The organism is Microcoleus sp. B5-D4 (assembly GCF_036705145.1).
GTDB lineage: Bacteria > Cyanobacteriota > Cyanobacteriia > Cyanobacteriales > Microcoleaceae > Microcoleus.
Map to the genome: position 1 here is coordinate 76,158 of NZ_JAUBTV010000018.1, position 25,298 is coordinate 101,455.

The 25,298-nt window shown below is 45.3% G+C and carries 24 protein-coding genes; 12 read left to right on the plus strand and 12 right to left on the minus strand.

The window, feature by feature from the left end; translation table 11 throughout:
* Positions 1-117: 117 nt before the first annotated feature.
* On the minus strand, positions 118-1,104 hold the full coding sequence (locus QUB10_RS11565) for an AEC family transporter (protein WP_333202181.1): 987 nt from the start codon (positions 1,102-1,104) through the stop codon (positions 118-120).
* Between the two features lie 359 nt (positions 1,105-1,463).
* Between QUB10_RS11565 and QUB10_RS11570 the strand changes: the two genes are divergently transcribed.
* Both QUB10_RS11570 and QUB10_RS11575 read left to right on the plus strand, forming a co-directional pair.
* Positions 1,464-3,995 (plus strand): VWA domain-containing protein, encoded by a 2,532-nt coding sequence (locus tag QUB10_RS11570; RefSeq protein WP_333202183.1) that lies wholly within the window; start codon positions 1,464-1,466, stop codon positions 3,993-3,995.
* A gap of 95 nt (positions 3,996-4,090) precedes the next feature.
* Entirely contained in the window at positions 4,091-4,435 is a 345-nt protein-coding gene (locus tag QUB10_RS11575; RefSeq protein WP_333153902.1) for a hypothetical protein, read from the plus strand.
* Positions 4,436-4,510: 75 nt separating this feature from the next.
* On the opposite strand, the gene QUB10_RS11580 is transcribed toward QUB10_RS11575, so the two are convergent.
* The 3 genes from QUB10_RS11580 to gyrA all read right to left on the minus strand — a co-directional run bounded on the left by QUB10_RS11580 (position 4,511) and on the right by gyrA (position 9,538).
* On the minus strand, positions 4,511-5,803 hold the full coding sequence (locus tag QUB10_RS11580) for a ribonuclease D (protein ID WP_333202185.1): 1,293 nt from the start codon (positions 5,801-5,803) through the stop codon (positions 4,511-4,513).
* 248 nt (positions 5,804-6,051) lie between these two features.
* On the minus strand, positions 6,052-6,705 hold the full coding sequence (locus QUB10_RS11585; protein WP_333202187.1) for a Uma2 family endonuclease: 654 nt from the start codon (positions 6,703-6,705) through the stop codon (positions 6,052-6,054).
* Positions 6,706-6,826: 121 nt separating this feature from the next.
* A complete protein-coding gene (gyrA, locus tag QUB10_RS11590; RefSeq protein WP_333202189.1) occupies positions 6,827-9,538 on the minus strand; it encodes a DNA gyrase subunit A in 2,712 nt (903 codons plus the stop codon).
* Positions 9,539-9,934: 396 nt separating this feature from the next.
* On the opposite strand from gyrA, the gene QUB10_RS11595 reads away from it, so the two are divergent.
* The 4 genes from QUB10_RS11595 to QUB10_RS11610 all read left to right on the plus strand — a co-directional run bounded on the left by QUB10_RS11595 (position 9,935) and on the right by QUB10_RS11610 (position 13,615).
* Complete coding sequence (locus QUB10_RS11595) at positions 9,935-10,858, plus strand: histone deacetylase (protein WP_333202191.1); 924 nt, start codon at positions 9,935-9,937, stop codon at positions 10,856-10,858.
* Between the two features lie 314 nt (positions 10,859-11,172).
* Positions 11,173-11,361 (plus strand): hypothetical protein, encoded by a 189-nt coding sequence (locus QUB10_RS11600; RefSeq protein ID WP_015175516.1) that lies wholly within the window; start codon positions 11,173-11,175, stop codon positions 11,359-11,361.
* Between the two features lie 604 nt (positions 11,362-11,965).
* The gene (locus QUB10_RS11605; protein WP_333202193.1) at positions 11,966-12,988 is read left to right on the plus strand and encodes an ABC transporter ATP-binding protein; all 1,023 of its coding nucleotides are present in this window, start codon (positions 11,966-11,968) and stop codon (positions 12,986-12,988) included.
* Between the two features lie 234 nt (positions 12,989-13,222).
* Positions 13,223-13,615, plus strand: a complete 393-nt coding sequence (locus QUB10_RS11610) for a DUF433 domain-containing protein (protein WP_333202194.1) — start codon at positions 13,223-13,225, stop codon at positions 13,613-13,615.
* Between the two features lie 31 nt (positions 13,616-13,646).
* On the opposite strand, the gene QUB10_RS11615 is transcribed toward QUB10_RS11610, so the two are convergent.
* Positions 13,647-14,258, minus strand: a complete 612-nt coding sequence (locus QUB10_RS11615) for a Uma2 family endonuclease (protein WP_333202196.1) — start codon at positions 14,256-14,258, stop codon at positions 13,647-13,649.
* Positions 14,259-14,292: 34 nt separating this feature from the next.
* Positions 14,293-15,726 (minus strand): NB-ARC domain-containing protein, encoded by a 1,434-nt coding sequence (locus QUB10_RS11620; protein ID WP_333202198.1) that lies wholly within the window; start codon positions 15,724-15,726, stop codon positions 14,293-14,295.
* A gap of 419 nt (positions 15,727-16,145) precedes the next feature.
* Here QUB10_RS11620 and QUB10_RS11625 point away from each other — a divergent pair, with 419 nt between their 5' ends.
* Both QUB10_RS11625 and QUB10_RS11630 read left to right on the plus strand, forming a co-directional pair.
* A complete protein-coding gene (locus QUB10_RS11625) occupies positions 16,146-16,646 on the plus strand; it encodes a hypothetical protein (protein WP_333202200.1) in 501 nt (166 codons plus the stop codon).
* 33 nt (positions 16,647-16,679) lie between these two features.
* Positions 16,680-17,204, plus strand: a complete 525-nt coding sequence (locus QUB10_RS11630) for a hypothetical protein (RefSeq protein ID WP_333202202.1) — start codon at positions 16,680-16,682, stop codon at positions 17,202-17,204.
* A 90-nt stretch (positions 17,205-17,294) separates the two neighbouring features.
* Here the strand turns inward: QUB10_RS11630 and QUB10_RS11635 are convergent, their stop codons facing one another.
* The 4 genes from QUB10_RS11635 to QUB10_RS11650 form a co-directional block, all read right to left on the minus strand.
* Positions 17,295-17,657 (minus strand): type II toxin-antitoxin system PemK/MazF family toxin, encoded by a 363-nt coding sequence (locus tag QUB10_RS11635; RefSeq protein WP_333202204.1) that lies wholly within the window; start codon positions 17,655-17,657, stop codon positions 17,295-17,297.
* Positions 17,647-18,126, minus strand: coding sequence for a DUF433 domain-containing protein (locus QUB10_RS11640; protein WP_333202206.1), 480 nt, complete (start codon positions 18,124-18,126; stop codon positions 17,647-17,649). Before QUB10_RS11640 ends, QUB10_RS11635 begins: the two co-directional genes overlap by 11 nt.
* A gap of 134 nt (positions 18,127-18,260) precedes the next feature.
* Positions 18,261-18,497: a hypothetical protein gene (locus QUB10_RS11645; RefSeq protein ID WP_333202208.1), complete on the minus strand. Its 237-nt coding sequence runs from the start codon at positions 18,495-18,497 to the stop codon at positions 18,261-18,263.
* An 81-nt stretch (positions 18,498-18,578) separates the two neighbouring features.
* Positions 18,579-18,857 (minus strand): Tse2 family ADP-ribosyltransferase toxin, encoded by a 279-nt coding sequence (locus QUB10_RS11650; protein WP_333202210.1) that lies wholly within the window; start codon positions 18,855-18,857, stop codon positions 18,579-18,581.
* 16 nt (positions 18,858-18,873) lie between these two features.
* Here QUB10_RS11650 and QUB10_RS11655 point away from each other — a divergent pair, with 16 nt between their 5' ends.
* The 3 genes from QUB10_RS11655 to QUB10_RS11665 all read left to right on the plus strand — a co-directional run bounded on the left by QUB10_RS11655 (position 18,874) and on the right by QUB10_RS11665 (position 20,835).
* Positions 18,874-19,131 (plus strand): hypothetical protein, encoded by a 258-nt coding sequence (locus QUB10_RS11655; protein ID WP_333202211.1) that lies wholly within the window; start codon positions 18,874-18,876, stop codon positions 19,129-19,131.
* Positions 19,132-19,200: 69 nt separating this feature from the next.
* Positions 19,201-20,091, plus strand: coding sequence for an ABC transporter permease (locus QUB10_RS11660; RefSeq protein ID WP_333202213.1), 891 nt, complete (start codon positions 19,201-19,203; stop codon positions 20,089-20,091).
* A 360-nt stretch (positions 20,092-20,451) separates the two neighbouring features.
* Positions 20,452-20,835: a hypothetical protein gene (locus tag QUB10_RS11665; protein WP_333202215.1), complete on the plus strand. Its 384-nt coding sequence runs from the start codon at positions 20,452-20,454 to the stop codon at positions 20,833-20,835.
* 279 nt (positions 20,836-21,114) lie between these two features.
* Here the strand turns inward: QUB10_RS11665 and QUB10_RS11670 are convergent, their stop codons facing one another.
* Positions 21,115-22,473, minus strand: coding sequence for an FAD-binding oxidoreductase (locus tag QUB10_RS11670; RefSeq protein ID WP_333202217.1), 1,359 nt, complete (start codon positions 22,471-22,473; stop codon positions 21,115-21,117).
* Positions 22,474-22,725: 252 nt separating this feature from the next.
* Complete coding sequence (locus tag QUB10_RS11675; RefSeq protein ID WP_333202219.1) at positions 22,726-23,475, minus strand: class I SAM-dependent methyltransferase; 750 nt, start codon at positions 23,473-23,475, stop codon at positions 22,726-22,728.
* Between the two features lie 306 nt (positions 23,476-23,781).
* On the opposite strand from QUB10_RS11675, the gene QUB10_RS11680 reads away from it, so the two are divergent.
* Positions 23,782-25,251, plus strand: a complete 1,470-nt coding sequence (locus QUB10_RS11680; protein ID WP_333202240.1) for an adenylate/guanylate cyclase domain-containing protein — start codon at positions 23,782-23,784, stop codon at positions 25,249-25,251.
* Positions 25,252-25,298 lie beyond the last annotated feature (47 nt).

Below are 25,298 nucleotides of genomic sequence, written 5' to 3' on the forward strand. Positions count from 1 at the left end.
GCCAATACACTTTCCCTGTCCAGTGATTGTTAAATTAATATGACATATAGCGCTCAAAAATTGTGATGGGTATCACTGAAATAATACACTTTTTAAACTTACCAAATGCTATTTTTATTAAAAATTAAATAGCCTCATCCATAGGGGAATAGTGAATAATAAACTAACGCAGCCGAGACCGATCGCAGTTACGGCTAATTCGCGATCGAGATTGAAAGCTTCGGCCAGCAATGTAGTACCAAAAGCAGGAGGCATTGCCATTTGCAGCACTAGCACAAGTCGCGGCGCGCCTGCGATGCCAAAAAACGTTAATCCCGTGCCAATTACCAAGGGAATTAACAACATTTTAATCGCCAGACAAGCCACAACTTGTTTGAGGTTGTGCAAGGAATTCAACTTGCTCAACTGCATCCCGATCGTAATTAAAGCTAAAGTAATTACCGTCCAAGCGCCTGCTGTTAACAATTGTGCGATTTGTGCCGACAGCGGCAAGCTACGCGAGACAAATCCTAGACCAAAAGCCCACAATGCCGGATTCTGAAAAATTGCTCGCAGGGGACTTAACCAACTGTGAGGGCGATCGCTTTTACCGCAGTGAGAAGCAATAGCAACTCCCAGTATATTCATTCCCACGGTAGTGCCTAGCAAGTCGTAAAACAACGCCCAGCCAAAGTGTTCCGAACCCAATAAGGACAAGGTGACGGGAATGCCTAAAAAACCCGTATTACCCACCATCGTTGCCAATAAGAAGCTGCCTTGAGTGGGCAAACTCCAAGCGCTGGTGTGTTCCCGGCTATTTTGGGCGATCGGATTAAGAGTCTTGAAACGTTCCTCCCCCACACCGAAATTGATCAAAATCCAAGCGAGTCCTCCACCTGCTAGAATTGCCGCCCAAGCTATCAGCGGCGCCATCCAAATAGCGCCCGACAAATTGGCGCTGCGGATAAAAGCAACAATGCTCAATGGCGTGCCAAATAAGAAAAGAAACTTGGCTAAATATGTAGAATAGCTTCTCGGTAGCTGGCGGCCGAGGAAAAATCCCAACGCCACCCATGCGATTACATTTAGATAAAGTTTGAGCAGCGGATTTTCTAAATAAACCATGATTTACTAAATATTTACTAAATATTTACGCAGATCAACTACTTTTGCCAAAAAAGCCCACCTTTAGCCCAATACCGTTCAGTTAAAAATATTTATTCCTCGGAGATCCCCCTAAATCCCCCTTAAGAAGGGGGACTTTGAATAAGTTCTTGTCCCCCCCTTTTTAAGGGGGGCTAGGGGGGATCGAGCTTAACTGAATTGTATTTACCTTTACCCTACCGCCGCAGTTTTCCCTTGCACCGCAGCGCTAAATATTAATGTTTATTCAGCCTCCCAGATAATTTTCCACACAGGCCTTGACATCCACATAAGCGCGTGTCATGATTAAGTTGACGAATAAGTCAACACTGGTGAAAACTATGGCACGGCAAGCAAAACAATCATCTCAAGCCAAAAGTTCCAGCAGCCACGCAGCCTCCAATACTCGCACCAAGTTTACCCTCTACAATTTTGCCGGAAACGCCAAGGCATTCTATTTAGTCGATCGCATTAATTTAGAAAGAAAGCCCGGTGATCTCCCAGAAAAATCCGTCGCTCACAGCATCATCATCATCGACCGTTCCGGCTCAATGTATTATGACTTAGAACCGCTGAAAGAAACCCTAATCAAGCTTTTGACCTTAGACGAATACAACAATTACCAGCTAATTGTCAGCCTGATTTCCTATGCTGACAAGGGGGATGTAATTTGTCACTTCCAGCGAATTCCTATTCAAGAAGTGCTGAAGTTTGACTCTCAATACATCAAAGAAATTCAAAAAATCCACACGGCTGGCTGTACCTGCATATCGCAGTCGATGCAACTCGCTAAATCTCTGGTTAAAGCGGGAGAAATGACAGCGATCAATTTGCACACAGACGGCTATGCAAATGACCCCAGTGCCAATTCGGAAGCTGCAAAACTAGGGGAAATTTGCGAAGAACTTAAAAACATGGATGTGTTTGCTAACACGATATCCTATGCCTCTGCTGACTTCAAACTTCTCTCCAAAATCGCCAACACATTATCGGGAAATTGCATCCGCGCTGGCGAAGTCAAAATGGTTTATGATGCTCTTTACGACAGCACAAAACTGTTAGGCAGTTCCGTTGCACCGCCGTTGGAAGAACCGTTAATTAAGGAATATGATTATCAAGTTTTTGTTTCCAAAAGTGGCAAAAAAATTAACGGTTCATCGAGCACGCTGAAAATCATCGGGCTGAAAGCAGACGATCGGGGACTGTTTTACAAATATCAGAAAGTCGCCAAAGATGAGTATGACAAGCTAGATGTTCCCGTTTCTCAAACTGATGAGTCGGTGTTTGCTTTTGCGAAAGCTAACCTCGCTGACGGGAATTTAAATACGGCTAAGTATGGGCTGGCGAGTACCTTCGACGCTACTTTGACGGAAAAACACGCTAAAGCTTTGACAAATGCCCAAATAGCGGAGTTTACAGAAGATTTGGAACAGGCTGTTTTTGCGCCTGATGTGTTGAAAAATCATGAAATTGGCGATCGGGTAAAAGTCAGCGATAAAATTTCCCTGCTGGAGTTAATCAAGATTTTGGAGGAAAACAGCAACAGCATCATCATCAACTTGAAACACTTGCAAGAAAATTATCAGCGAAAAGGTTTGAAGCGAATTGAAGGAAAGCGAGACGAAAACGGCAACCTTGTCAAGCCTTGGCTGAAAACTGAATTCTTAGATGGTGGCGAATACGTGCAAATGGGTTCATTTGCCATCAATCAAAATACCGCTACCATCAATATGCTGATTACCCGAAAAGCTAAGCTGGTAAAAGTTGAGGATGGAACTTTTATCGCAGAAGTGGCGGGAATTCTCGTTACAGACCTCAATACTTTCAACAATTATACTATTGTCAGCGACGGCGAAGTTAATATTAAGTCGCTGCGAATCAAAATCAGCAGCCAACCAGTGTTTGATTTGCTCAAAAAATGCGGTGTCCTGGAAAAAGACGGTTCGCCCGTGCAAGAATTTGATTTCCGTTCAGAGTACGATATTAAGTTAGAGACTTTGCCCCTCGTGCCTTTTGACGGGCGTTACGGCCGCCTTGACGGAGTGTTTGAGGAACTCGCAGAAATCAAAATTCTCTCTAGCATTCTCTCGGCTCATTTGAAGGAGGAATCCGAGGCTTACACTGCGGAACAATTGGAAGAATTGAAACAGCATTATCTGTCAAAAAGCCTTTACATCAACTTTCCGACGACGACGGAATACACAGATTTAAAAAGTGCGATCGCCAACGGTTCAGTAGATTCGCGAGTCAGCTACAAAATCGACATCGGCAGCAAAAACATTCTCAACTTCGGCAAATTGCACTCGGCCAACAAATTTCTCGATCGCCTTTATGAAGTTTACCACAAAAACACGGGCGAAAAGCTAGCAAAACCGACATTTGACATCACCTTAGATGAGCCTGTTGTCTTCGCACACAAAACGCTGTCATCCCGAACAAAAATCACCAAAGTTGACGACTTGATGAAACTGATTTTCGATGAATTTCTGGGATTAGAAAATAACGGAATTGTTAGCGCTACTTTAGCAAAAGTGGGTGCAGATAGTCTGCTGCGGCTTTTGCAAGCAAAATGGCAGGGAGAAGATGTCAAGCGAGACGAGTTTGTAGCTGCTTTAGCTAGTGCAAACGAGCAACTGGAAACCTACGCTGAAAAAGTTTATGGCGAGAAAGTTTCCCCGCTAGTTTTCTACATCGGTTCTACTGGACTTATCCCCGATGAAATGGAGGCAAAAGCGGCGACTGCTGAGGAAATTAATTCTAAATACGGCAACTTGCAATTTTCTAAAGATGAGCAAGAGGGGATGTTTTTTGAAGTTGGCGACTGCATTATTAGCGTGTATGCTAAGAATGAGTATTTCACGGTAGGGAAGTAGGAATTAGGGTGGGCAAAAGCCCACCTTGCTCAAATATGGCTGATTGAAATGAACTGCAAAGGCGCAGCCGATAGTAACAAATCAGGTCAAAAAATATGGATACACCACCACTCCCACAACCAAAACTCGATCGCACACCGATCACTTTCGATCAATATGCAGCCTACACCCCCGAAAAGCTAGAACTGCGGCATGGTTTCTATGGCTATGGAGGGCAAGACTTGACAGGTTTTTATCTTGCAGTATTGGCAAATATGGGATTACGGGAAGCTGTGCGCCAGGTACCGCTTTCACTATGGCTAGAAGCAATTCAAGAGTTAGCTTTCCAAAATCCTAAACTCAACTTTGATACTGAAACTGGGGAAGCTATGCTTAACAGCTTGAACCGAGGATTGGAAGATTTGCAAGCAGTTGCAGAGTATTTGGAAGAACAAGCTTAGTCACGGTACACCCAGCAAAAATGAAACGCGATTCGTTTATACTGTAAGGGCGGTATCCCCGTACCCGCCCTCTACTTAAAACGGAATTTCCTCATCTTCATCTTCCACAGTCTTAGCCGTCATCCGCCAACTGGTAATATACTCAATTTGCACATCAATTTTGTTAATCGCTTCCCCTAACCGCTTTTGGATGTATTGAGTCAGCGTCACCATAAAATCTAACTCAACTCCCACAGATAGGGCAAGTTTTGCCAAGCTAGCAAAATCTACCTTCAAAATCGAGGAACTGGATAACTTAAAATGGGGGGTATTTTCCTGATTTTGCACCAACATTGCTTTTTTAATGCGCTCTTTCAGATGCTCAACTTCTGAATCCAGCAACTTCCATTCAGGCAAAATTTCTTTGTACCTTTCCCCCAATACTGTTAAATCCTCACTCTCCGGTTCCGGCACAATTTTCTTAGTAGATTTCCGGCGCTGCTGTACATTAGAATTCAACCGCCAACTAGCAATATCCTCAACTGCCAAAGATGGATCTGCGATGAGTTGGCCTAACTGTTTTTGAATTTCTTTCGTCAGCGTCACCGGAAAATTTAACTCAATTCCCTGAGTTTGCGTCAGTCTTGCTAGCGTCATAAAATCAACTTTCATCGTTATCGAACTGGAAAGCTGAAAATAAGAACTATCTTTGAGATTTTGCGCCAGCATCCCCGCTTTAAATCGTTCTTTAACTTCAGCGATTTCTGAATCTAGCGGCTTCCACTGAGATTCTATTTCCTGATATTTTTCCCCCAATGCTGTCAAGTTTTCCGTTGCGGGTTCGGGGTAACATTGGGCAAGGATTTCTAGCAGGCGGCGATGCACTCCAGCTAAATAAACGGCGTCCATCTTGGCATATTCTAGCTGCTTCTGGGTGAGGGGACGCTTTGCCCAATCGCCGCTTTGTTCTGTTTTATCTACATAAGCAATGCCACAAAGTGTTTCTATTAAAGTTTTGAGTTGTCGGTTAGGTAATGGCAGAATGTAATCTGGAATCTTTCTCGCCATTTTGAATGTGCAAGTGACATTTTGAGCGTCGTCATTGCCTAGAAATCGGATGTCATAGCTGGCGTTGTGCAAGACTTTTTCAATATCGGGATTTACCATGATTTGGTTGATGAAATCTTTGGCCAATTCTGGTTGATCCAAGACATCTAGTAGAAAAGTACCATCTCCCGTGGAATCTGTGGAGTCAGCTAACACCTGAATCAGAGATAATCTGGGGTTGGATTTATAGTCTGCTATTTCTGTATCAACCCACAGGATTTTAGTTTGGGCAAATTTAGCGATGAGTGCTGTGATGTCGTTTGCGGCTGTTAAATAAGGCATTTTTACCGACTTTTGCTATTAACTTTTTGATTCTATTATGCTATAGCAATTATCGGCTCGATTGTCAACGATTCAAGCGCCGGACATGGCTTTTCCGTGTCCTGGACACGCGCAGAAACCCGGTTTCTTACTCGTACCCAGGCTCTGCCTGGGGACGCATATCAGGAGGCTCTGCCTCCAATTTTCCTGGTCACAAGCGCAACCGGGTTTTTAGCCTTCAGTTTAACAAAAGAATGCAGTCGATCGCACTATTGACGATTCTCGCGAACTTCTTCTAAAAACCAGTTGCCTACTTCTGTATTGTCCTTCTGGCGACTGCGGCGCAAACCTTCCTCTAATAAAGCAACTTTTAGCCCCGGCAAAACTTGAGATTCCGTCAGACGTTCGCTTCCCCGGTTAGCAATTATTGTGAAAGCAATAACTTGCGCTTTTTGTACGTCTACTACCCAATATTCAGACACTCCTAATTCTTCATAAATCATTCTTTTTGTCCCCAAATCGTCAACGAGAGAACTGTCGGCAATTTCAATCGCTAAATCTGGGGAAACTAGGCTATCCAAATTCACTACCGAACTGCCGCGAGGTGCCGTTTGCACCCGGTCTCCGATGTAGTAAGAAGCATCAGGTTGAGCGCCTCTGACACCTGTTTTGGCGTAGCTACAGTTGACCAGCAGTCTCATTTTTATACCTTTAGCAATGCCAAATAAATTGATTAAGATGACGATAATTCCGTTGTCATCAGCACGATCTGGCCCGACTGCTGCCATTTCAATCCTCAACTGTCCGTTGTAGTAGTAGCATTTTGCTCGATCGTACTCCGGCTGTTTAATAATTTCTATATATTCATCCCAAGTCGCTGTAACCCAGGTATCGTTTAGTAGTTTGGTTTGGAGTTGACTCATCATTACCTCACCGGAAAAAATCTTTGACTTTTGAGGGAAAACTTCTGAGTAGGGGCGATCGCATTTTTACCATTCAGCAGTAAGGTACGCAGGGCGCACCTTACAAACTATTAACCTAGGACTATTCTGCCACTTCCTCAGATTCCGATTCTTCCGCCGATTCTTCACCCGCTGCGGGCACTAAAGCCACAGCTACGATCGAATCATCCTCATCTAACCGCTGCACCCGCACACCCGTTGCAGTGCGCGATTGGGTGGAAATTGCACTTACAGCCTGACGGATAATAATACCTCGGTTGGTAATAATCATCAATTCGTCATCTTCGTTGACAATTCGCAGCGCAGCTACCTGATCCTTACCCTTTTTAGATTTGAATTTAGTAGCCGTCAATCCCTTGCCAGCCCGTCTTTGTAGGCGGAATTGAGAAACTGGAACCCGCTTGCCATAGCCGTTGGTGGTAATTACCAACACTGAAGGAACTTCGCTGCTAACTGCCGAAATTTCTTCGACCTCTTCGCCTTCAATTTCCTCAGCTTGCAATTCTAATTCTTCATCTTCCAATTCTGCATCTTCCGTTTCCAATTCAGCAATTTCTGCTCCTTCAAATTCCGATTCGCCAGTTTCTAATTGAGCAATATTAGCTCCCTCAAGTTCCGACTCTTCCGTTTCCAATTCAGCAATTTCGGCAACAATTGAACTGGGCAAAATGTCCATGCTAATCAACTCATCGCCCGATCGCAATTTCATTGATTTTACACCCCGCGTCGCGCGGCCGACTGGGCGCAACTGTTCGTGATTGGTGCGGAAATGAATTGCCATGCCTTGGCGCGTACCGATGATGATGCTGTCGCCAACTTTTGCTCTCCGTACCCAGCGCAGTTGGTCGCCTTCTTCTAGAGAAATCGCGATTAATCCATTAGTGCGGATGTTGCCAAAAGCGGAAAGTGCGGTTTTCTTGATGTAGCCGCCGCGAGTCAACATTACCAAGTATTCTTCGCTGGTGAATTCTGTGACTGACACCATAGAAGTGATTTTTTCTTCTATAGGAATCGGCAGCAGTTGCACCACGGGAGTGCCACGGGCCGTCCGGGAACAGACGGGGATTTGATAAGCTTTGACAGAGTAAACTACGCCCCTGTCGCTGAAGAACAAAACGCTGTCATGATCGCAGCAGGAAAGGAAATGTTCTACTCCATCGTCTTCTTTCATTTTCGCGCCTGCTTTGCCGCGAGTAGCGCGACTTTGGGCCTCGAAAGTGCTGACCGGCATCCGCTTGATGTAGCCTTGCTCTGTGATCAGAATAATTGCTTGTTCGTTGGCAATTAAATCTCTTTCATCGATTTCTCCTTCGGCGTGTTCGATGACACTGCGCCTAGGAGTGGCGATTTTTGTTTGGATTTCGACTGCTTCAAATTCGGCGATTTCTAAGATGCGTTCCCGCCGCGCTAAGATATCTTCCAAATCTTCGATTTTTGTTCGCAATTCTTCGTGTTCTTGCTGAATTTTTTGCGCTTCCAATGCTGTCAAACGCCGGAGCTGCATTTGCAGAATTGCGTCGGATTGCTGTTCGGAAAGACCGTAATTATCCATCAATTCTTGTTTCGCTGCTGCGGAGTCGGCTGCGGCGCGAATTAGGTGAATAATTGCATCTAAGTTGTCTAGGGCAATTAATAAGCCTTGCAGAAGGTGGTCGCGTTCTTCTGCTTTGCGGAGCTCGTATTGAGTCCGGCGAGTAATTGTCTCAATGCGGAAGTCTAGGAAGACATTGAGGAATTGGGAGAGCGTAAGTAGTTGGGGTTCCCCATTTACTAGCGCTAACATATTGGCTCCAAAGTTGGCTTGGAGGGGTGTTTGTTTGTAGAGGTTGTTGAGGACGACGCGGGGATAGGCGTCGCGCTTGAGTTCGATCACGATCCGCATTCCGTCTCTATCGCTTTCGTCGCGAATGTCGGAAATTCCATCTAATCTTTTGTCGTTGACAAGTTCAGCAATTTTCTCAATTAGCCCTGCTTTGTTTGTTTGGTAAGGCAATTCGGTGATAATAATTGCTTCTTTGTCGGGGCGGCCGGGATGTTCAATGGTTTCAATGCCGGCGACTCCGCGCATTGTAATCGAACCCCGCCCGGTGGTGTAAGCATCGCGAATGCCGCCTCTACCCAGAATTTGCCCTCCGGTGGGAAAGTCCGGGCCGGGGATGTACTGCATCAATTCCAGGTCAGTAATTGCTGGATTGTGAATTAGTGCTACTAAACCGTCAATTATTTCGCCTAAATTGTGCGGCGGAATGTTGGTGGCCATCCCTACAGCAATCCCGGAGGAACCGTTGAGCAAAATTTGGGGGATGCGTGCGGGGAGTACGAGGGGTTCTTGCTGGGAACCGTCGAAGTTGTCGCCAAAATCAACTGTTTCCGAGTCGATGTCGCGCAGCATGGAGTCGCTAGTCAAGGCTGTGAGGCGACATTCGGTGTACCGCATGGCAGCGGGCGGGTCGTTGTCAACGGAGCCGAAGTTGCCGTGGCCGTTGATCAGGCGTTCCCGCATGGAGAAATCCTGAGCCATCCGCACCAAGGCGTCGTAAACCGCTGTATCTCCGTGCGGGTGATACTTGCCCAGCACCTCCCCCACGACGCGGGCGCATTTGCGGAAAGGTCGATCGGGAGTCAAGCCCAATTCGTTCATGGCGTAGAGAATGCGTCGGTGAACGGGCTTGAGACCGTCCCTGGCATCTGGTAGCGCCCGACCGACTATTACGCTCATGGCGTATTCCAAGTACGATCGGGACATCTCATTACCCAGATCCGTCGGGATTATCCGCGACTCAGAGGTGCTCATAGGTTGAAAAACTCCGTTAAAAATTTAAATTTGACGGCTATAAATCTCAAAAATGCGATAAAATCGGTTTGGATTCAGTAGAGCTGCCAAATATTGCAAATTACTCCTGAAATTATATCACAATTTGCCTTGGAATTTATGGGAAAGTTGCCAGAAAATTTAAGGGACGAAACAAGCACAATTGATAATTTGTCAGTTGGTGATTTTGTCAGCAGTTGGCAAAAGCTAGAAAGTTTTTTTTAGGCGGTCGCTTTTCATGCTTTCGTGAGTTTTTTTGACGGCTATATAAGAAATTAAAATGGTTACTCGATCGAAATTTTAATTTCACAAAACCGAAGGCCTTCTTAAAGCCAACTAAAAATCTAAAATCTAAAATCTAAAATCTAAAATCAGCCGATGCTACCCGTCATCTACTCCGAAGATTTCTTGCTGCACAAGACTGGAATGCTTCACCCAGAGCGACCAGAACGTTTAACGGCGATCGTCAATGCTCTGAAAGCTGCTCCTTGGGCGGATCAAATTGAATGGCAACTGCCCACCCCAGTGGCGCAGCGCGAACAACAACTGTTCTCGGCTATCAAAAAAGTTCACTCGCAAAGATACATCAAAGAAATCGAACATTTGGCTCATCGGGGAGGCGGCTACCTCGACGGTGATACGCCGATTTCTGCTGAAAGTTACGACGTAGCGCTGCTAGCGGCGAGTGCTTGGCTCGATGGGGTCGATCGAGTGGTGGCTGCGGGGGAACCGGCTTTTGTGCTGGCCAGGCCGCCGGGACACCACGCCGAAAACGCCCGCGCGATGGGTTTTTGCTTGTTTTCCAATGCTGCGATCGCCGCTCACTACGCCCTGGAACAGCCGGGAATCAACCGCGTCGCTGTCCTCGACTGGGACGTGCACCACGGCAACGGCACTCAATCTTTGGTGGAAAGCTGCCGGCAAATTGCCTACTGTTCCCTGCACCAATCTCCGTGCTATCCGGGAACAGGAGATGCCGAGGAGCGCGGTGCCTACGACAACGTGCTGAACATTCCCCTCTATCCCGGCAGTGGCATAGCTGAATACCTGAGCGCCTTTGAATCTCTTGTCGTGCCTTTTTTGTCCAAATTTGAACCGGATTTGTTGATTGTCAGCGCCGGTTATGACGCTACTGCGTCCGATCCGCTGGCGAGCATGACTCTGATGCCGTCAGATTTCGGTACTTTCACCGGATACTGCCTGCAACTCACCCGCCGCATCGCCTTTGGTTTGGAGGGGGGTTACGCGCTGAAAGAGTTGGGAGAGTCGGTTGTGGCGACTATTGACCGATGCCTCAATTAGCTGGAAAATTGGCATAGGGGAAAATGAGGTTGAGAAGCCATGAGGACGAGATGGAGAGTTTTTGAGGGCGATCGTGCTGCAAGGGCCTTTTTCCCTCTGACTTCTGACTTTTCCCCTCTGACTTTAGTGACAAGCATCACCAATTTAAGAGATCCAAGTCACTGGGCATCAAAGTCTCGGTCACAGATTTTTAACCAAAAAATCACACGGTGTCAATGTTTTCGATCGCCTTTGAAGTCGCTCCCAGAGTGCATAATACAAATACAACAAGCCTGTTAAAATTTTATCTGTCTCAATCAACTAGGAGGTTTATCATGTCAGTATCCCAAATGACACTCGAAGAGTTATTTGGTCAGGTCATGTTCTCCAGCGTCGTGACTCGCCACGACCGGAGACAGCTCAGATCTGCACTCTTAGAAAGAACACTGAATGAAGATGAGTATGCCATCATCAACCGACTGCTGTACAACGTTCGCCGCGGTTGGGTAAAAATTGTCGATTAAAGACCTGGCAGCCACTCTCTGTAAAGGAGTTAATACCATTTTCGATTTTCGATTTTCGATTTGCGATTAAAGAATTGGTGATGACTGATAACTATCGGGGTTGAGACCACGGGCCTACAGTTACATTTTTTGGGAACTCGTTACAAGGAGAACTTGCCAATTCGGGAAGTTTTTTGTGTTTAATAGTTGGCTCGAAAGTGTGATGTGTTTGACCAGTGTGTTAATTATCAAAATCTCGCTACACATCAGCCTATAGGTAGAGATAATTATAAAATAACAGGTTTCGGGTGCATCTCTACTTGTTGAACAATTGTGAGTTTTGAGTTGTTAACTGAAAAGTTATAATTAACTCAAAACTCATAATTTTTTGGAGGTGAGATGGGAGATGGGAGAGTGGGAAAACTGATGAATATCAGGGTTGAGAGCCGTTAAAAAGTTGATATTTTATAAACGGGTATTAAAAATCAAAACTATAAGCTGTTTCCGGTTGAGGAGGAGTGTGCGATCGTTACAAGCACACCGAGTCGCATGGGTCGATCGAGCATTCCGGCAATTTGAGCTCAGAAGTGTCAAAATATTAACAACCAGTTCATCCCCAAAATATATGGCTCCCGCCGTTTTAATTGAAAATCTTCAGAAACGCTACGGCACTGTAGAAGCCGTTAAAGATGTTTCCTTCAAGGTAGAACCGGGGGAAATATTTGGTTTGCTAGGCCCCAACGGTGCAGGCAAAACCACAACCCTGCGGGTACTTTGTACTTTGAGTGCGCCCGATAGCGGGCGCATTGAAGTGTCTGGCATTTCTGCTGTCAGCCAGCCGAGAATTGCCAGACAAAGACTAGGCTACGTCGCCCAAGAAGTGGCTCTTGATAAGGTGCTGACGGGGCGGGAACTCCTGCAACTGCAAGCAGCGCTTTACCATTTGCCGCGCCCTACGATTAAAGGGCGGATTGACGAAATGGTGAAACTCCTCGGTTTGGAGGAGTGGGAAAATAAAAAGACGGGCACTTATTCCGGCGGTATCCGCAAACGCCTTGACTTAGCTGCTGGGTTGCTTCACCAGCCGGATGTTTTGGTGTTAGACGAACCGACTGTCGGGCTCGATATTGAAAGCCGGGTGGTTGTGTGGGATTTCCTGCGCCGCTTGCGGGAGGAAGGTACGACGGTTTTGATTACCAGCCATTATCTCGAAGAAGTTGACGCTTTAGCCGATCGCGTGGCGATTATTGACAAGGGTACGGTGATTGCACAGGGTACGCCGGAGGAGTTGAAAAATCGGGTTGGGGGCGATCGGGTGACTCTGCGGATTCGGGAGTTTTCGCCGATGGAAGAAGCCGAAAAAGCTAAAACTCTGATGCAATCTTTGCCTTTTGTGCAGGAAGTAATTGTCAACGCGGCTCAAGGAAATTCTCTCAATTTAGTAGTAACACCGCAAAGCGATGCGCTGGTGACTATTCAGCAAGCTTTAAAAGATGCGGGACTTCCTACTTTTGGGATTGCTCAATCTCGGCCGAGTTTGGATGATGTGTATTTGGCGGCGACTGGTAAGACGCTGTTGGATGCGGAGTTGGCTGCTGCTAGCAACCGCGATTTGAAGGCTGAGCAAAAACAGGCGATGCGATCGTAGTTTGAGGGAAGAGGGAAGTTCGGCAACGGATTTTGACACGGATACACGGATTAATTGAGGAAAGTTGGGGGGATGCTCTTTGGGATAACTCCGCGCGACTAAAGAAACCGGGTTTTTTACCGAATCTGCGGGCTGCAACCTGTGTATTTTCGTAAAAAAACCCGGTTTCTGACCACCCGTGGGTAAGTCCTATAGAATCTAAAATACGATCGTAATTTGGGGGGATATTAATAGATGAATCTTGTTTTGGAAGTTGAAGCGCCTCCTTTTCGAGAAGATGCAACAGGTGCTATTCGGGTGGGAAACTCAAGAGTTTTGCTGGAATTAGTGATTCGAGCTTTTCAGGATGGTGCGTCGCCGGAATCTATTGTGCAGCGTTATTCAACTCTGTCATTGTCCGATGTCTATAGTGCGATCGGCTATTATCTCCGACACCAAGAAGCAGTAGAAGCTTATCTCAATTATCGCGAGCAATTAGCAGATTCCGTTCGTCAGCGTTTGTTAGGCATTCAACCCGATCTGGGCGTTGTGCGATCGCGCTTGTTAGCCCAAAAACAATCTTGTTTACTGAACCCGGTTTGTAAGGTGCGTCGCTGTGAGATGGTCGCTCTTTTTGAGGGTTTTTGATAGCGACGCACCCTACAGCAACTGTCAACTGCTATACATCCAAGATTTGTTCTGCTGTCAATGCTAATTCGGGAAAAGTTCGAGATATAATTCGCTCAGTTCCTCGGTAAGCAGTCATTTGATAAACCCGATTTTCATCGAGCAGGTAAACAAAAACAGTCGGTTCTTTCGGGTTGCCCAAATAGTTTCTGCTACCCAAAGCTAAATAATCGACAATCCAATATTCAGAAATTCCTAGCCGCTGATATTCATCCAGCTTGTCGATATAATCATCTTCCCAATTTGTTGAGACAACTTCTACCACTAATTGTGGGGGTTCAGTTAGTGCTGTATAGGCGAAAGGCTTCGATTTCCAAACAGTTTTGTCTACTACTGTAACATCAGGATGTCGGCCTTGTTCTTTACCATTTGAGGTTAAAGTCCTCAGCATAAATCGACCAGATACCCTATAATTGAGGGGGATGCGATCGACCTCTCTATCAAACTGTTTGATAAGAAAATCGGCAACATCCTCATGCAGTCTTATTGGTAATATTTGCACAATTTCTCCATTTACCAGTTCATAACGGCCTTCATCTGGAAGTTGCTTGATAAATTGCTCAAAAGTAAGCAGTTGCTTCGTTTGGATTGGTGCTATAGTCATGGTTGGCTCTCATTTAGCTACATCTTTAAAACTATTAGCTAACCATTTTAACATATTTTTTCAAGATATGTTGAATGTTGAAAACGGTTTCAGCTTCATAGCTCAATTTTTCTAGCATTCCCCGTCTTGTTAAAGATTGAATTGCTGTGAATAATTCGCCTTGCGATCCTTGACATTTCGCCATCAATTGAGTAAGCGAGAGCGGTTCAGTTTCATTGCTGATTAGAGCGATCGCCTGTTTTTCTATTTCCGACAACCGCTGATATTGCTGCTGCAATATCGGTGTCAATTCATCGCTTAAAAATACTGGTTGATAACTCAAATATTGAGATACTCTACCGCTAAATAAGTTGTTAATAGTTTGAGCGACTAATTTTAACCATAGGGGATTGCCTTGATAAAGTTCAATCAATTCTGGCCAGTATTCTTCATCTAATAAACCTTTTTCTCTCAGAATTTCTGTGGCGACTTCACCTAAACCAGTTAACTGCAATAAACGTACTGCTGAATTATCGTCGGTGAATGTGATGATGTCTGAGGGAGGTTCCCAACTATTGAGGATTAAGCAGCTATTGTGGGTAATTTCGCCGATGAGTTTAAATAAGGTTCCGTAATTTTCATATCCGGGTTTATAATGTCCTGCAAGTTGCCCGCTGCTGAGAATTTGCTGCACGTCATCGAGGATGATTAGACAGCGATTGTCTCGCAAATATTCGATTAGGATTGATAACTGAACATCGGTGTTTGTGGGGACAACCCTCTCTTCGCCCCCCCTTGGTAAGGGGGGGTTGGGGGGGTGTTGATTTGAGAGAAATTGAATGAGGGTTTTGAGGGTGGTTTCGAGGGGTGGGGAGGTGCGGAGACTGCGCCAGATGATGCGATCGAATTGAGTTTGAATTTGGGGGATGAGGTTACGGGCGATCGCACTTTTGCCGGTGCCTGCCATGCCTGTGATGGTGAGGAGGCGGCAGTTTTGGCGGGCGATCGAGTTTTCGAGGGCGGTGAGAGGTGAGTTGGGGTAGTTGTAGAAGGTTTTGATCTCCGGTGCATCTCTTAAATCGAGTCGCAGTTTCTCTTGGGTGTCGTCTTCAGTTGAGGTTTGTGTTGGGGGTGAGTTTTGGGGAGTTGTTGGAGGGTGTGGCGTTTCTGTGCAGAAGTTGATGTTACCCTGTTCTAAAAAATTATAATTGAGGAAATTAGAATTGTGAGAAACTTGATACCTCTCCATCGTGGAGCGCAAATTTGATTTCATTACATCTTCATCTAATATTTCTGAAAGAGTTTGCCATAACTTTGAGGCAATATTTCTGACATGGCGTTCAGTACAATGAACCTCTTTAGAAATTTCGGAGTATCTTTTACCTTGCCACGTTCCCCGTACTACTGCCTGTTGCAGATCGTCCAATCGTTTGCCGGTCTTAGCGAACACCAAGCCATCGGCAAACCTTAAGAGTTCTTGAACATCCATTTATTGGGTAGGTGTAGGAGGTTTTATCTATTGTATCAGACTTTTTCTGACGTTTTATGGCTAAGAAGGACAAAATATGACTTTTAACGGCTAGCTAATTTTATTAACTCCTGGCAAATTGTGACATTATCCTACTTTACACTACATAAAAATTAAATTAAAATTTAATCAGGGGCGTTAAAACAATCTTAGGCAACCTAAAAGATTTTAACAATGTAAATCTGACGGGCGCAACTATGCCAGATATCACCGTGCATCCCTAACGGTTAAAAAAGTTGCTCAAACTGTGGCTACATCCGTTACTTCAGCGGTCAAAGAAGTTGCTCAAACTGTTGCCGCATCAGTGATTGATGTTTAGGGGCTTTGAGACTCGTGAAATGTTTGTAAAAATTTTGTAATTTACAATAGGATAAAAAACCATGTCTAGTGCATTATCCCTACCGCAAGCTAATTTAAAAATGGCTCTCTGGCAAGTCGATGCTGATGCAATGAGTAGCAGCGACTTGTATGTGTGGTTAAATGATATCGGCTTGCCGCATGAAGTCTCGATGCGGCTGCATGAACTTGCCACATACACGAAAAAAGCTGCTAACAAAGTTTTATTCATCGGTAAAATTCTCCTGATTAAAATCATAGAATTTGTCAAAGCGCATCCCAATTTAGTTATAGGGGTTGCTGTTGGTGTCGCTGTAAGAATTTTGGCAAGTTCGATACCATTTGTCGGCCCGTTATTAGAACCTTTGGCAACAGCGCTGGGTATCCCAATTGGTGCAATAGCAGGCCACCGACTCGATCGAGGCAAAGAGGTGTCTGATGGAATTATTGGAATTGCTCAAAACATTATTGAGATTGCCAAAGATTTTTTTCAATTACTGATAGACGTTTTCAATACAATTTTCCGCAACGTCATCACTGCTTAACTGCCCAAATTAGCAAAAAGATTGAGGTTTAATATGTCGGCAAATAAAACGCCAACCAAAGAGCAAATTCTGAAGTCAATAGAGCAACTGGAAAAAAACCCACACGATAAATTAGGGATTTTAGCAGATATTGGCATTGGTGTAGTGGGGGCTGTCGGTGCTGGTGCGGCAGTGGCAGCTTTCGGTGGTGTACCACTTCTATTGGGGTTGTGGGTCGTTGCACCTCCCGTAGGATTAGTTGTTGGCGGTGCAGCTTTAGGTGCTGCTGCTCTTGTAGGGGTAAAACGAATATTTGAGGGCAATTATAATGAGGGAAAACAAGAAGAAATGCTTAAAAACTTAAAAGAACAGCTAAGAGATGTTGAAGCCAAAGAAAGAGCCTCCAAGCTGGAAGACAGCGATAAAACTAAATTTATTGTTTCCTTGAAAGAACCCGTCAGGCTCAATTTAATTAGCCCGAAAGACGCTCAGGATTTAATTAGGGCCGTAGAAAGCGGTCAAATTGCAATCAAAGAGGCGATTAAAATGGTTGAAGATGTTAAAGCTGCTAAACCATAACTGCCTTCTGACTGCGTAACCTGGGAATGCTAAGTTGTAAGTCTGCGATCGCCCTTACTTAACCCAAGAGCGATCGCTCTTGATAAATAACTACTGATACTCTACTACAGCCGCGATCGCCCTAGCAATTTCCTCCATATCAGTAGTCGAAAGTTCTCCTATTTTACGAATGAATCTTTGTACATCCATACCCCGTAATTGCAACAGATCCACTGCCGAAACTTTCGTTAAACCATTAGCAATATCTGGCTCAATCTTAACGTGCCAGATATTGCCAGCATAATATTTTTTCCAATCTGTGATAGGTGCAGCCAATTTCAGTGGTAATTTACCAACACTATCAGAACTTACCACTACAGCCGGACGGATTTTTTGGATTTCTGCTCCCACTGTTGGGTCAAAATTAGCCAACCAAATATCACCCCGTTTAGGAGAAGGAGAGTTAGTAGTCAATTAAATCTCCTGCTTCTAATTCTTGCCATTCTCTATCTTCCTGGTAATGCTGCAACATTACCTCAGCTTGTTTTGCTAGAATGTTTCGCCTCTCTTCTAACGGCAATTGCATAAATTCTCTGCGACTGGGATAGTTGGCTACTGTTGGTATTTCTAAAGCTATATCCGTCTGCTGCTTTTGAATCTTACGCTGATAATTCAATGCTTCTATTCGAGATCCTTCTGCTTCCTCCGCTGCAAGGTCAGCATCAATTTCCTCTCGGTTAGCATGATAATAAGTCAAAGCTGCATAGACTTGAGTGAGAGTTAAATGCCCGATGCGATCGGCAATTTCTTCTGCACTCAAACCTTGCTTGTACCAAATAGCAATGCGCCGGACTGTAACACCAGTTCCGGCAATAATTGGACAGCCACCATGTATGTCAGGCTGACGGCTAATTAAAGTGCCAATATCGGTGATAGTTGACAAGATTTTTTCCTCGCCAATTTCTGATGGTTCTGCTATCTAGCATAACACTGTCAGAGCAAGTGTGATCGCGCTTCCCATCCCTTTATCGCAAAAAAGTGCGTGAAGCGGAGCTATCCCGAAGGGAAGCACCCTCATTAAGTTCTTACCTCTTGATACAAACCGTCTGAAGATTCTGCTATTTTAGGTAGACTACCATCCTTAATAGCTTTCATCAAATCTTCGCGTAGCGCTTCTAAAAAATAGCGATCGTTGCCGATATCTGAGGCTTCATCCTCATCCAATTCTTCATCCTTCAAACGTTCTCGGTATGCCTCGATCCGAAACTCAAGAGCTTCGATAATAAATTGTACATCCTTAAAAGATAGAATCATCTGAACTCCATTTTTAATCTTTACACTCACTTGCCACAATGCTAACCCACTCTGTGTCAAAGCTGCTAAAGCTGAAAATCGTTAACTCACTTTGTAGAAAGATGCACTTATCAGTCGAAGAGACTCCTTGTACTCCTCTATCGGCATAATATGACTCGGTTTCCACAACCAATGATCGTTGTGGTCATTAACTAAATCAAGCGCGGCAGGAATTTCACTCTCCGCATCTAACTTCCACCAGTTTTTGTCGCTTCTTTGAGTAGCAAATGTCGAAATCCCACCTCCTAAAGTAGGATCTACCCAGATGCGACCATTTTCTTCATAAGTAGCAACATCTTTGTTCGGTCGGACATTATCCATTCTAGGTGAATTAGCGTTGCCTTGCCGATATAGAGCGATCGGTGTTTCTGCCATGTCTCGATCGAAGATTCCCAGCTATGTAGAATTTATCATCATGACTATACAACCTAATCTGCAGGCTTGTGACGATCGCCCGCCCAACACCACCAATACCTCCAGACTTGCTACTGTAAAGAGAGTTAGATTTAACTCACCCAAGAGCAGCATTCTCAAGAACAGGCAAGATGCCTGTTCCACAAAGAGTCAATTTTCTTCTTGTGGGGTGGGCTTCTAGCCCGCCCTAAAGGGATGATTGCAACTGGTGCAATATCTCAGATTTAATCAAAATCAACAACAAGTAATTATGAGCGGTACTGTTACATCCCCCAACAACCTCAACCAGCAGCGGCCACTCTCCACGGCATCCGCTGACACTTCCAGTTCCCTGCTGGCCGACTTTATCCAAGAAACACTCGCCTTAACCAAGCGCCTGTTTATTCAATTGCAGCGCCGCCCCTCGACGCTAGTTGCAGGCATTATTCAGCCGCTGATGTGGTTGGTTTTGTTCGGAGCTCTGTTTGAAAATGCACCCGCCGGCTTGTTCGGCGAAAGCCAAAATTACGGACAATTTCTCGGCGCTGGCGTTATCGTTTTTACAGCCTTTGCCGGGGCGCTGAATGCTGGTTTGCCGATTATGTTCGATCGCGAGTTCGGATTTCTCAACCGCTTATTAGTCGCGCCGTTGGCTTCGAGATTTTCCATCGTCCTCGCTTCGGCTATTTTTATCGTCACCCTCAGCTTTATCCAAACCGGCACAATCGTTACAGCGGGGGCGTTTTTGGGCGCCGGATTCCCCGGACTTGCCGGACTGGGGGCGATCGCCCTAATTGTCCTACTATTAGTTTTGGGCGTCACCGGCTTGAGTCTGGGTTTAGCCTTCGCTCTCCCCGGCCACGTAGAATTAATTGCGGTAATTTTTGTTACTAACCTGCCGCTGTTATTTGCCAGCACAGCCCTCGCGCCGCTGTCATTTATGCCAGAGTGGCTGCAAGTTGTGGTGACTCTCAATCCTCTGAGTTACGCGATCGAACCCATCCGCTACCTGTACCTGCACAGCGATTGGTCGCTAGCCAGTGTCGTGATGCACGCTCCTTGGGGTACAGTCACCTTTGGAGGAGCGCTGTTAGTGCTGCTGGCGTTTGATTTGGTGGCGCTGCTGAGCATTCAACCCCTGCTGCGACGCAGGTTTGCTTAGGGCGATCGTTTAACCTGCACCGTCAATTCTAGGACACGGCAATGCCCTGGATCGTGTCAACTTAACTTCAAACCTACTCAGAGACTGCTGTTTGGCGATTAGGCCCAGATCCCCCCTAACCCCCCTTAAAAAGGGGGGGACAAGAAGCGGTCAAAGTCAACCCCTACTCCCCTTCTTAAGGGGGATTTAGGGGGATCTGGACTCAGGTAAAAACGAGATTTATCAAGGCTTTCAGGCGATTGTTGACACCAGTGGGCACGGTGCGGTGTCCTTAGCCCCAGCGAAGTAATATAATATTCAGTCGCAAGTCAGAATATTGTTTAGATAGAATTGTTTTTTTGAAAGTTCCACTAATAAATTATGAACACCAAAACTTTTAAATCGGGGAAATTGATCATTGGGATTGCTGCAAGCGCGATCGCATCCTGTGCTCTGTTCTCCCCTCAAGCAAGCTTCGCTCAAGCCAGCGGTTTAACTAATGCCCAACCGCTGCAAGACTTTCAAACTCAAGACAATACCGACCCATTTTCTGGCCGTAGCAGCGGCAGCGGAATATTTGATTTAATTCACAGATCCAATTTGGGAGGCGGCCGCAGCATGGAAGAATTTACTACCGAACAGCGCCAAAATTTGAACGATGCGGCCACAGAATTTCGCAACAAACAGCGCCTACTACTGGAAAAGCAAGCTGTACCTTCTGAAGGGGCGATCGCACCAGCAGAAATTACCGCCCCCGTCCCTTAAATTGCTTCCTTAGTTCGCGAAGGCGGACTTCGTTAGTCTAGCAGCGGTTTCAACCGCCGAGTTTTAATCTTTAGACCTCTTGCAAAAGTCCTTTTCATAAATTTATTGGACGGGCAAGATGCCCATCCCACAAGAAAAAATAACTCTTGTGGGATGGGCATCTTGCCCGTCCTAGTTATTTGTGCAAGAGGTCTTTTATTTATTAGTCCGCGCACCATCCGGACTTCGTTTGTATAGCAGCGATTTCAAGATCCGAATCTTATCTAAAAACCATCGCCCTTAATCCCGTTCCAACCACGCCCGCATTTTACCCGGATTCAGCAAACCGTAAGGATCGACCAACTCTTTAAACTGCAACTGTTCCACATTAATACTTTTCATCCCTCCATCTTCCAATATATAAGTGTGAGGATTAGCAATCAGTGCGCCTTGCTCTTCGTGATAGCGAATAATTTCATTGAGCCGTGATTCCGTAGTGTAGCGAACTATTTGCAAAGCCGCGGCGATCGCCCTGCCATTCATCCGCAAAAACTCCAAGTGCATCATCACCTCATCCCCATAAAAATTATACAGTTCCTCAATCAATTTCAAACCTTTATCTGCGGGAAAAAGCGTCTGCAAATAAGTCAGAGACGGATCAGCGCTGCGAGCGTGTAGAGTTGTATGATTCCAAGTAAATTCAGCAATTGCTGCACCTTTGCTCGCTGCTTGCGCGTTTTTTTGATAGCAAATTGTGCCGCCATATTCCCGCACCAAATCTTGCAGCGGTTCCAGACAAGATTCAGCTACCATTAACAAAGCGCAGTGCTTACCTTCAGGAATTGCCTCGCGGAAAGCAGCAAAATAAGCAGGAATCGGCCAAGCACAAACACAAATTAGTTTTTTGATAATTCCGTCAGCATCGCCCAAAGCTTGACCGAAGTTTGCCGATGTCATAAAATCGTCAAAAGCGACGATGATTTCCGCCCAAGCATAAGCAGGGGCGAGGGGAATTTCTAACTCAGTAATAATCCCATTTGTGCCGTAAGCGTGATTGACTTTTTGCACTTCATCGCCGCGCAATTCGATGACGCGGGGCTCGTCTTCCATTGTAACAACTCGAACGGCATGAAGATTTCCCCGATCGCGCAATTGCCCATAAGTTATCGAACCAATTCCCCCGCTACCGCCACCAATAAATCCGCCAATCGTTGCGGTGCGATAGGTTGAGGGAACCATCCGCAATTCCCAACCAGTTTCTCGCGCTTGTTTGTCGAAAACCGACATTTTTACCCCCGGTTCTACGCAAGCTAAACCCGGTTTTATCCAGCGGATACTGTGCATTTTGGTGGTATCTAAAATGACGCCGCCCTTGAGGGGAATGCACTGCCCGTAATTGCCCGTTCCTGCACCTCTGACTGTTAGCGGAATTTTGGATTTGACGCAGGCTGCAGCAATCCGCAAAACTTCGGCTTCGCTGGCGGGACGAACTACTAAATCTCCTGTTTTATCACTTAAGAGAGGTTGCAAAACTGGACTGAAGTGATAATAGTCTTGAGATAGCTTGACAACTTGCGCGCGATCGCTAATTATTTCAATTCCCGATAGTTCCGAAGAAAAAGCATCCCAGTCAATACTTTGAATCGCAGTTGCAGTCATTTTTTTTCCTTTATGCTAGCAGTATTATATCAAATCCGCCCTTCATCGGAATTATTCATCTCTCTGTTCTCTTCCTCTGCGTTCTCTGCGTACTCTGCGGTTTAATCATTCCAATGCAACCGGAATTCATATTATATATTTTCTCAATCACAACTTAGTAACATAAAATACTAACTGCAATCTTTCTTTAAGTAGTAAGGTGCTTATTCGCGCACCCTACATATAGAACTTCTGCCTCCAAGAATGTTTTTTTTAATTAACAAATCCCCCAAAAACCGCCATCCCGTAGTATTTCCAAGGCACTGCCACAGTGTCAAATCCAGATGAGACCAGCATTTCCAACTGTGCCGAAAGTGTAGCTAGGCGATCGGGATTAGAATATCCGTAAGAGACACTCGTCCCCACATTTGCACGAATTTGTGCTAAAGTTTCCCCCTGATTTCGCGCCCAATCTTCTCGCGCCGCTTGATAAATATCTTTCATTGCTGCTGATTCTGCTAATAGAGGATCGGCATTCCAAAAACAGCCACCAGCATTTAAACTTTCGCGAATGCGTTGAAACAATTTCAACTTCATCTCATCTTCAAGATGGTGAATTGCCAGAGATGAAATGCAAGCATTGAATTTATCGCCCAAGCCTGATAAATTTGGATTGTTTGCCCATTCTCCAAAATCCATTTCTATGCCAGTCCACCGGGTTGCGTATCCTGCCGACTCTATTTTGGCGCGGGCAAAATCAAGCATTCGTGGCGAGTAATCGACAGCCACTATTTCCGCAGACGGGTAGCGTTGGAGAACTTTTAAAGTGAGTTCCCCCGTACCGCTGCCGAGTTCTAAAATGCGGTGGTTTGCGTTAGCAATGCAGCCTGCTAATACATCCAACATTTCGTCATATTTAGGTAAAAGTCGCCGAATGCCGGTATCAAAATTGGCAGTATTGACGAAAACTTCTCCCGGAAAAATTTCGTGGCGCGCAGGTGAGGCAGTAGAGTCAGAATTCACGATCGCCAACCATAGACTACAATTGCTATCCTAACCGATATAAAGCAAAAATTGCATGAAGTAGGGAGAGGGCACGGCGCCGTGTCCTTACCCGATCATCTGTACTTCACTCAACAGAAAACCACTATAAAGTTATGCGTATTCTTACGGATAAGCGAAACCCTCGCGGTAAACAATAATAAATCCTCGGTTACACCCAGAGAGTCTTGCTTTACCCCGGACGCCAGCAAAACAGTCTGAAAAAGCAGTGTTATGTTAGTAGTGCATAAATTCCCATCAAGATTAAACCTCACACTTGAGGATACCATGCGCCAGTTGATTTCTAAAATTCGGGCTGCCATCAGCCAATTAATTTACAAGCGAATTCTGCTTGCGGTGACAATTTTATTTTGTGTAGGTGTAGGAGTAGCAATGGCAAATATGTCTCGTCTTTCCTCCACCCTAATCGAATCGCAAGCCCTCCAAAATGCCACCCTCTATGCCCAAGCAGTTAAAGAAGCCCGCACCCTTTACAGTTCCGATGTTATCAATCCTCTCAACGCCGCTAAAGCAATTAACTTTACCCACGACTACAACCCGACAAAAGTAACAATTCCGGTACCGGCCACTTTCTTAATAGAACTCGGAAAAAATATCACCAACAAAAATCCCGAAGTATCGCTTCGTCTCTACAGCGACTACCCGTTTCCCTGGCGGCGAGAAGAAGGCGGAGTCCGAGACGATTTTGAACGGCAAGCTATTACGTATTTGACGCAAAATCCGACACAAAAGTTTTTCCGAGTTGATAATTTTCGCGGCAAGCCAGCCTTTCGATATGCCGAGGCAGATATTCTAAGTTCTACCTGCCTTAACTGTCACAATACTCACCGCGACAGTCCTAAAAGTGATTGGAAAGTAGGAGATGTGCGGGGGATATTAGAAATTACTCAACCTCTCGATACCATCACTCAAACTACTCAAAGTGAACTTAAAAACCTGTTTTTACTGTTAGTAGGACTTTCAGCTTTAGGGGTGACAGGATTAACTTTATCTATCAGCAGGTTGCGCCAAAATGCTAAACAATTAGAACAGCGGGTCAGGGAACGGACGGCACAATTGCAAGAAACTAATGTAGAATTGGTAAAAGAACAGGAAAAGTGCGATCGCCTGCTGCTCAATATTTTACCCGAATCCATTGCTGCTAAGCTAAAAAACGGTCAAAGCAGTATTGCTGACGGCTTCGCAGAAGTCACTATTTTGTTTGCAGATATCGTAGGCTTTACCGTGCTTTCAGCACAAATATCTCCCGAAGAATTGCTCAAGTTTCTCAACGAAATTTTTTCAGCCTTCGATGGTTTAACGGAAAAGTATGGGTTGGAAAAAATCAAAACAATTGGAGATGCTTACATGGTAGTCGGAGGTTTGCCCAATCCCAGCACCAACCACGCCGAAAGCATTGCGGAAATGGCTTTAGATATGCAGGAGGAATTAGCAAAATTTAATGCCAAACATCATGCAGGAATTAACATTCGCATCGGTATCAATACCGGGCCTGCAATTGCGGGGGTTATTGGCACTAAAAAATTCATTTACGATCTCTGGGGCGATGCCGTCAATACAGCATCCCGCATGGAATCCCACGGGATTGCCGGCGCGATTCAAGTCACACAATCAACTTACGATATCTTGAGAAATAAGTATCTGTTTGAAGACAGAGGAATTATCCACATCAAAGGCAAGGGCGATATGAATACTTATCTGCTTGCAGGCAGGCTAGTCAGCGCAGTTTCGGTTTAATTTGTTTATTATATTATTAAGGGGTCTGCTAGTTAGTCGAGAGTCAT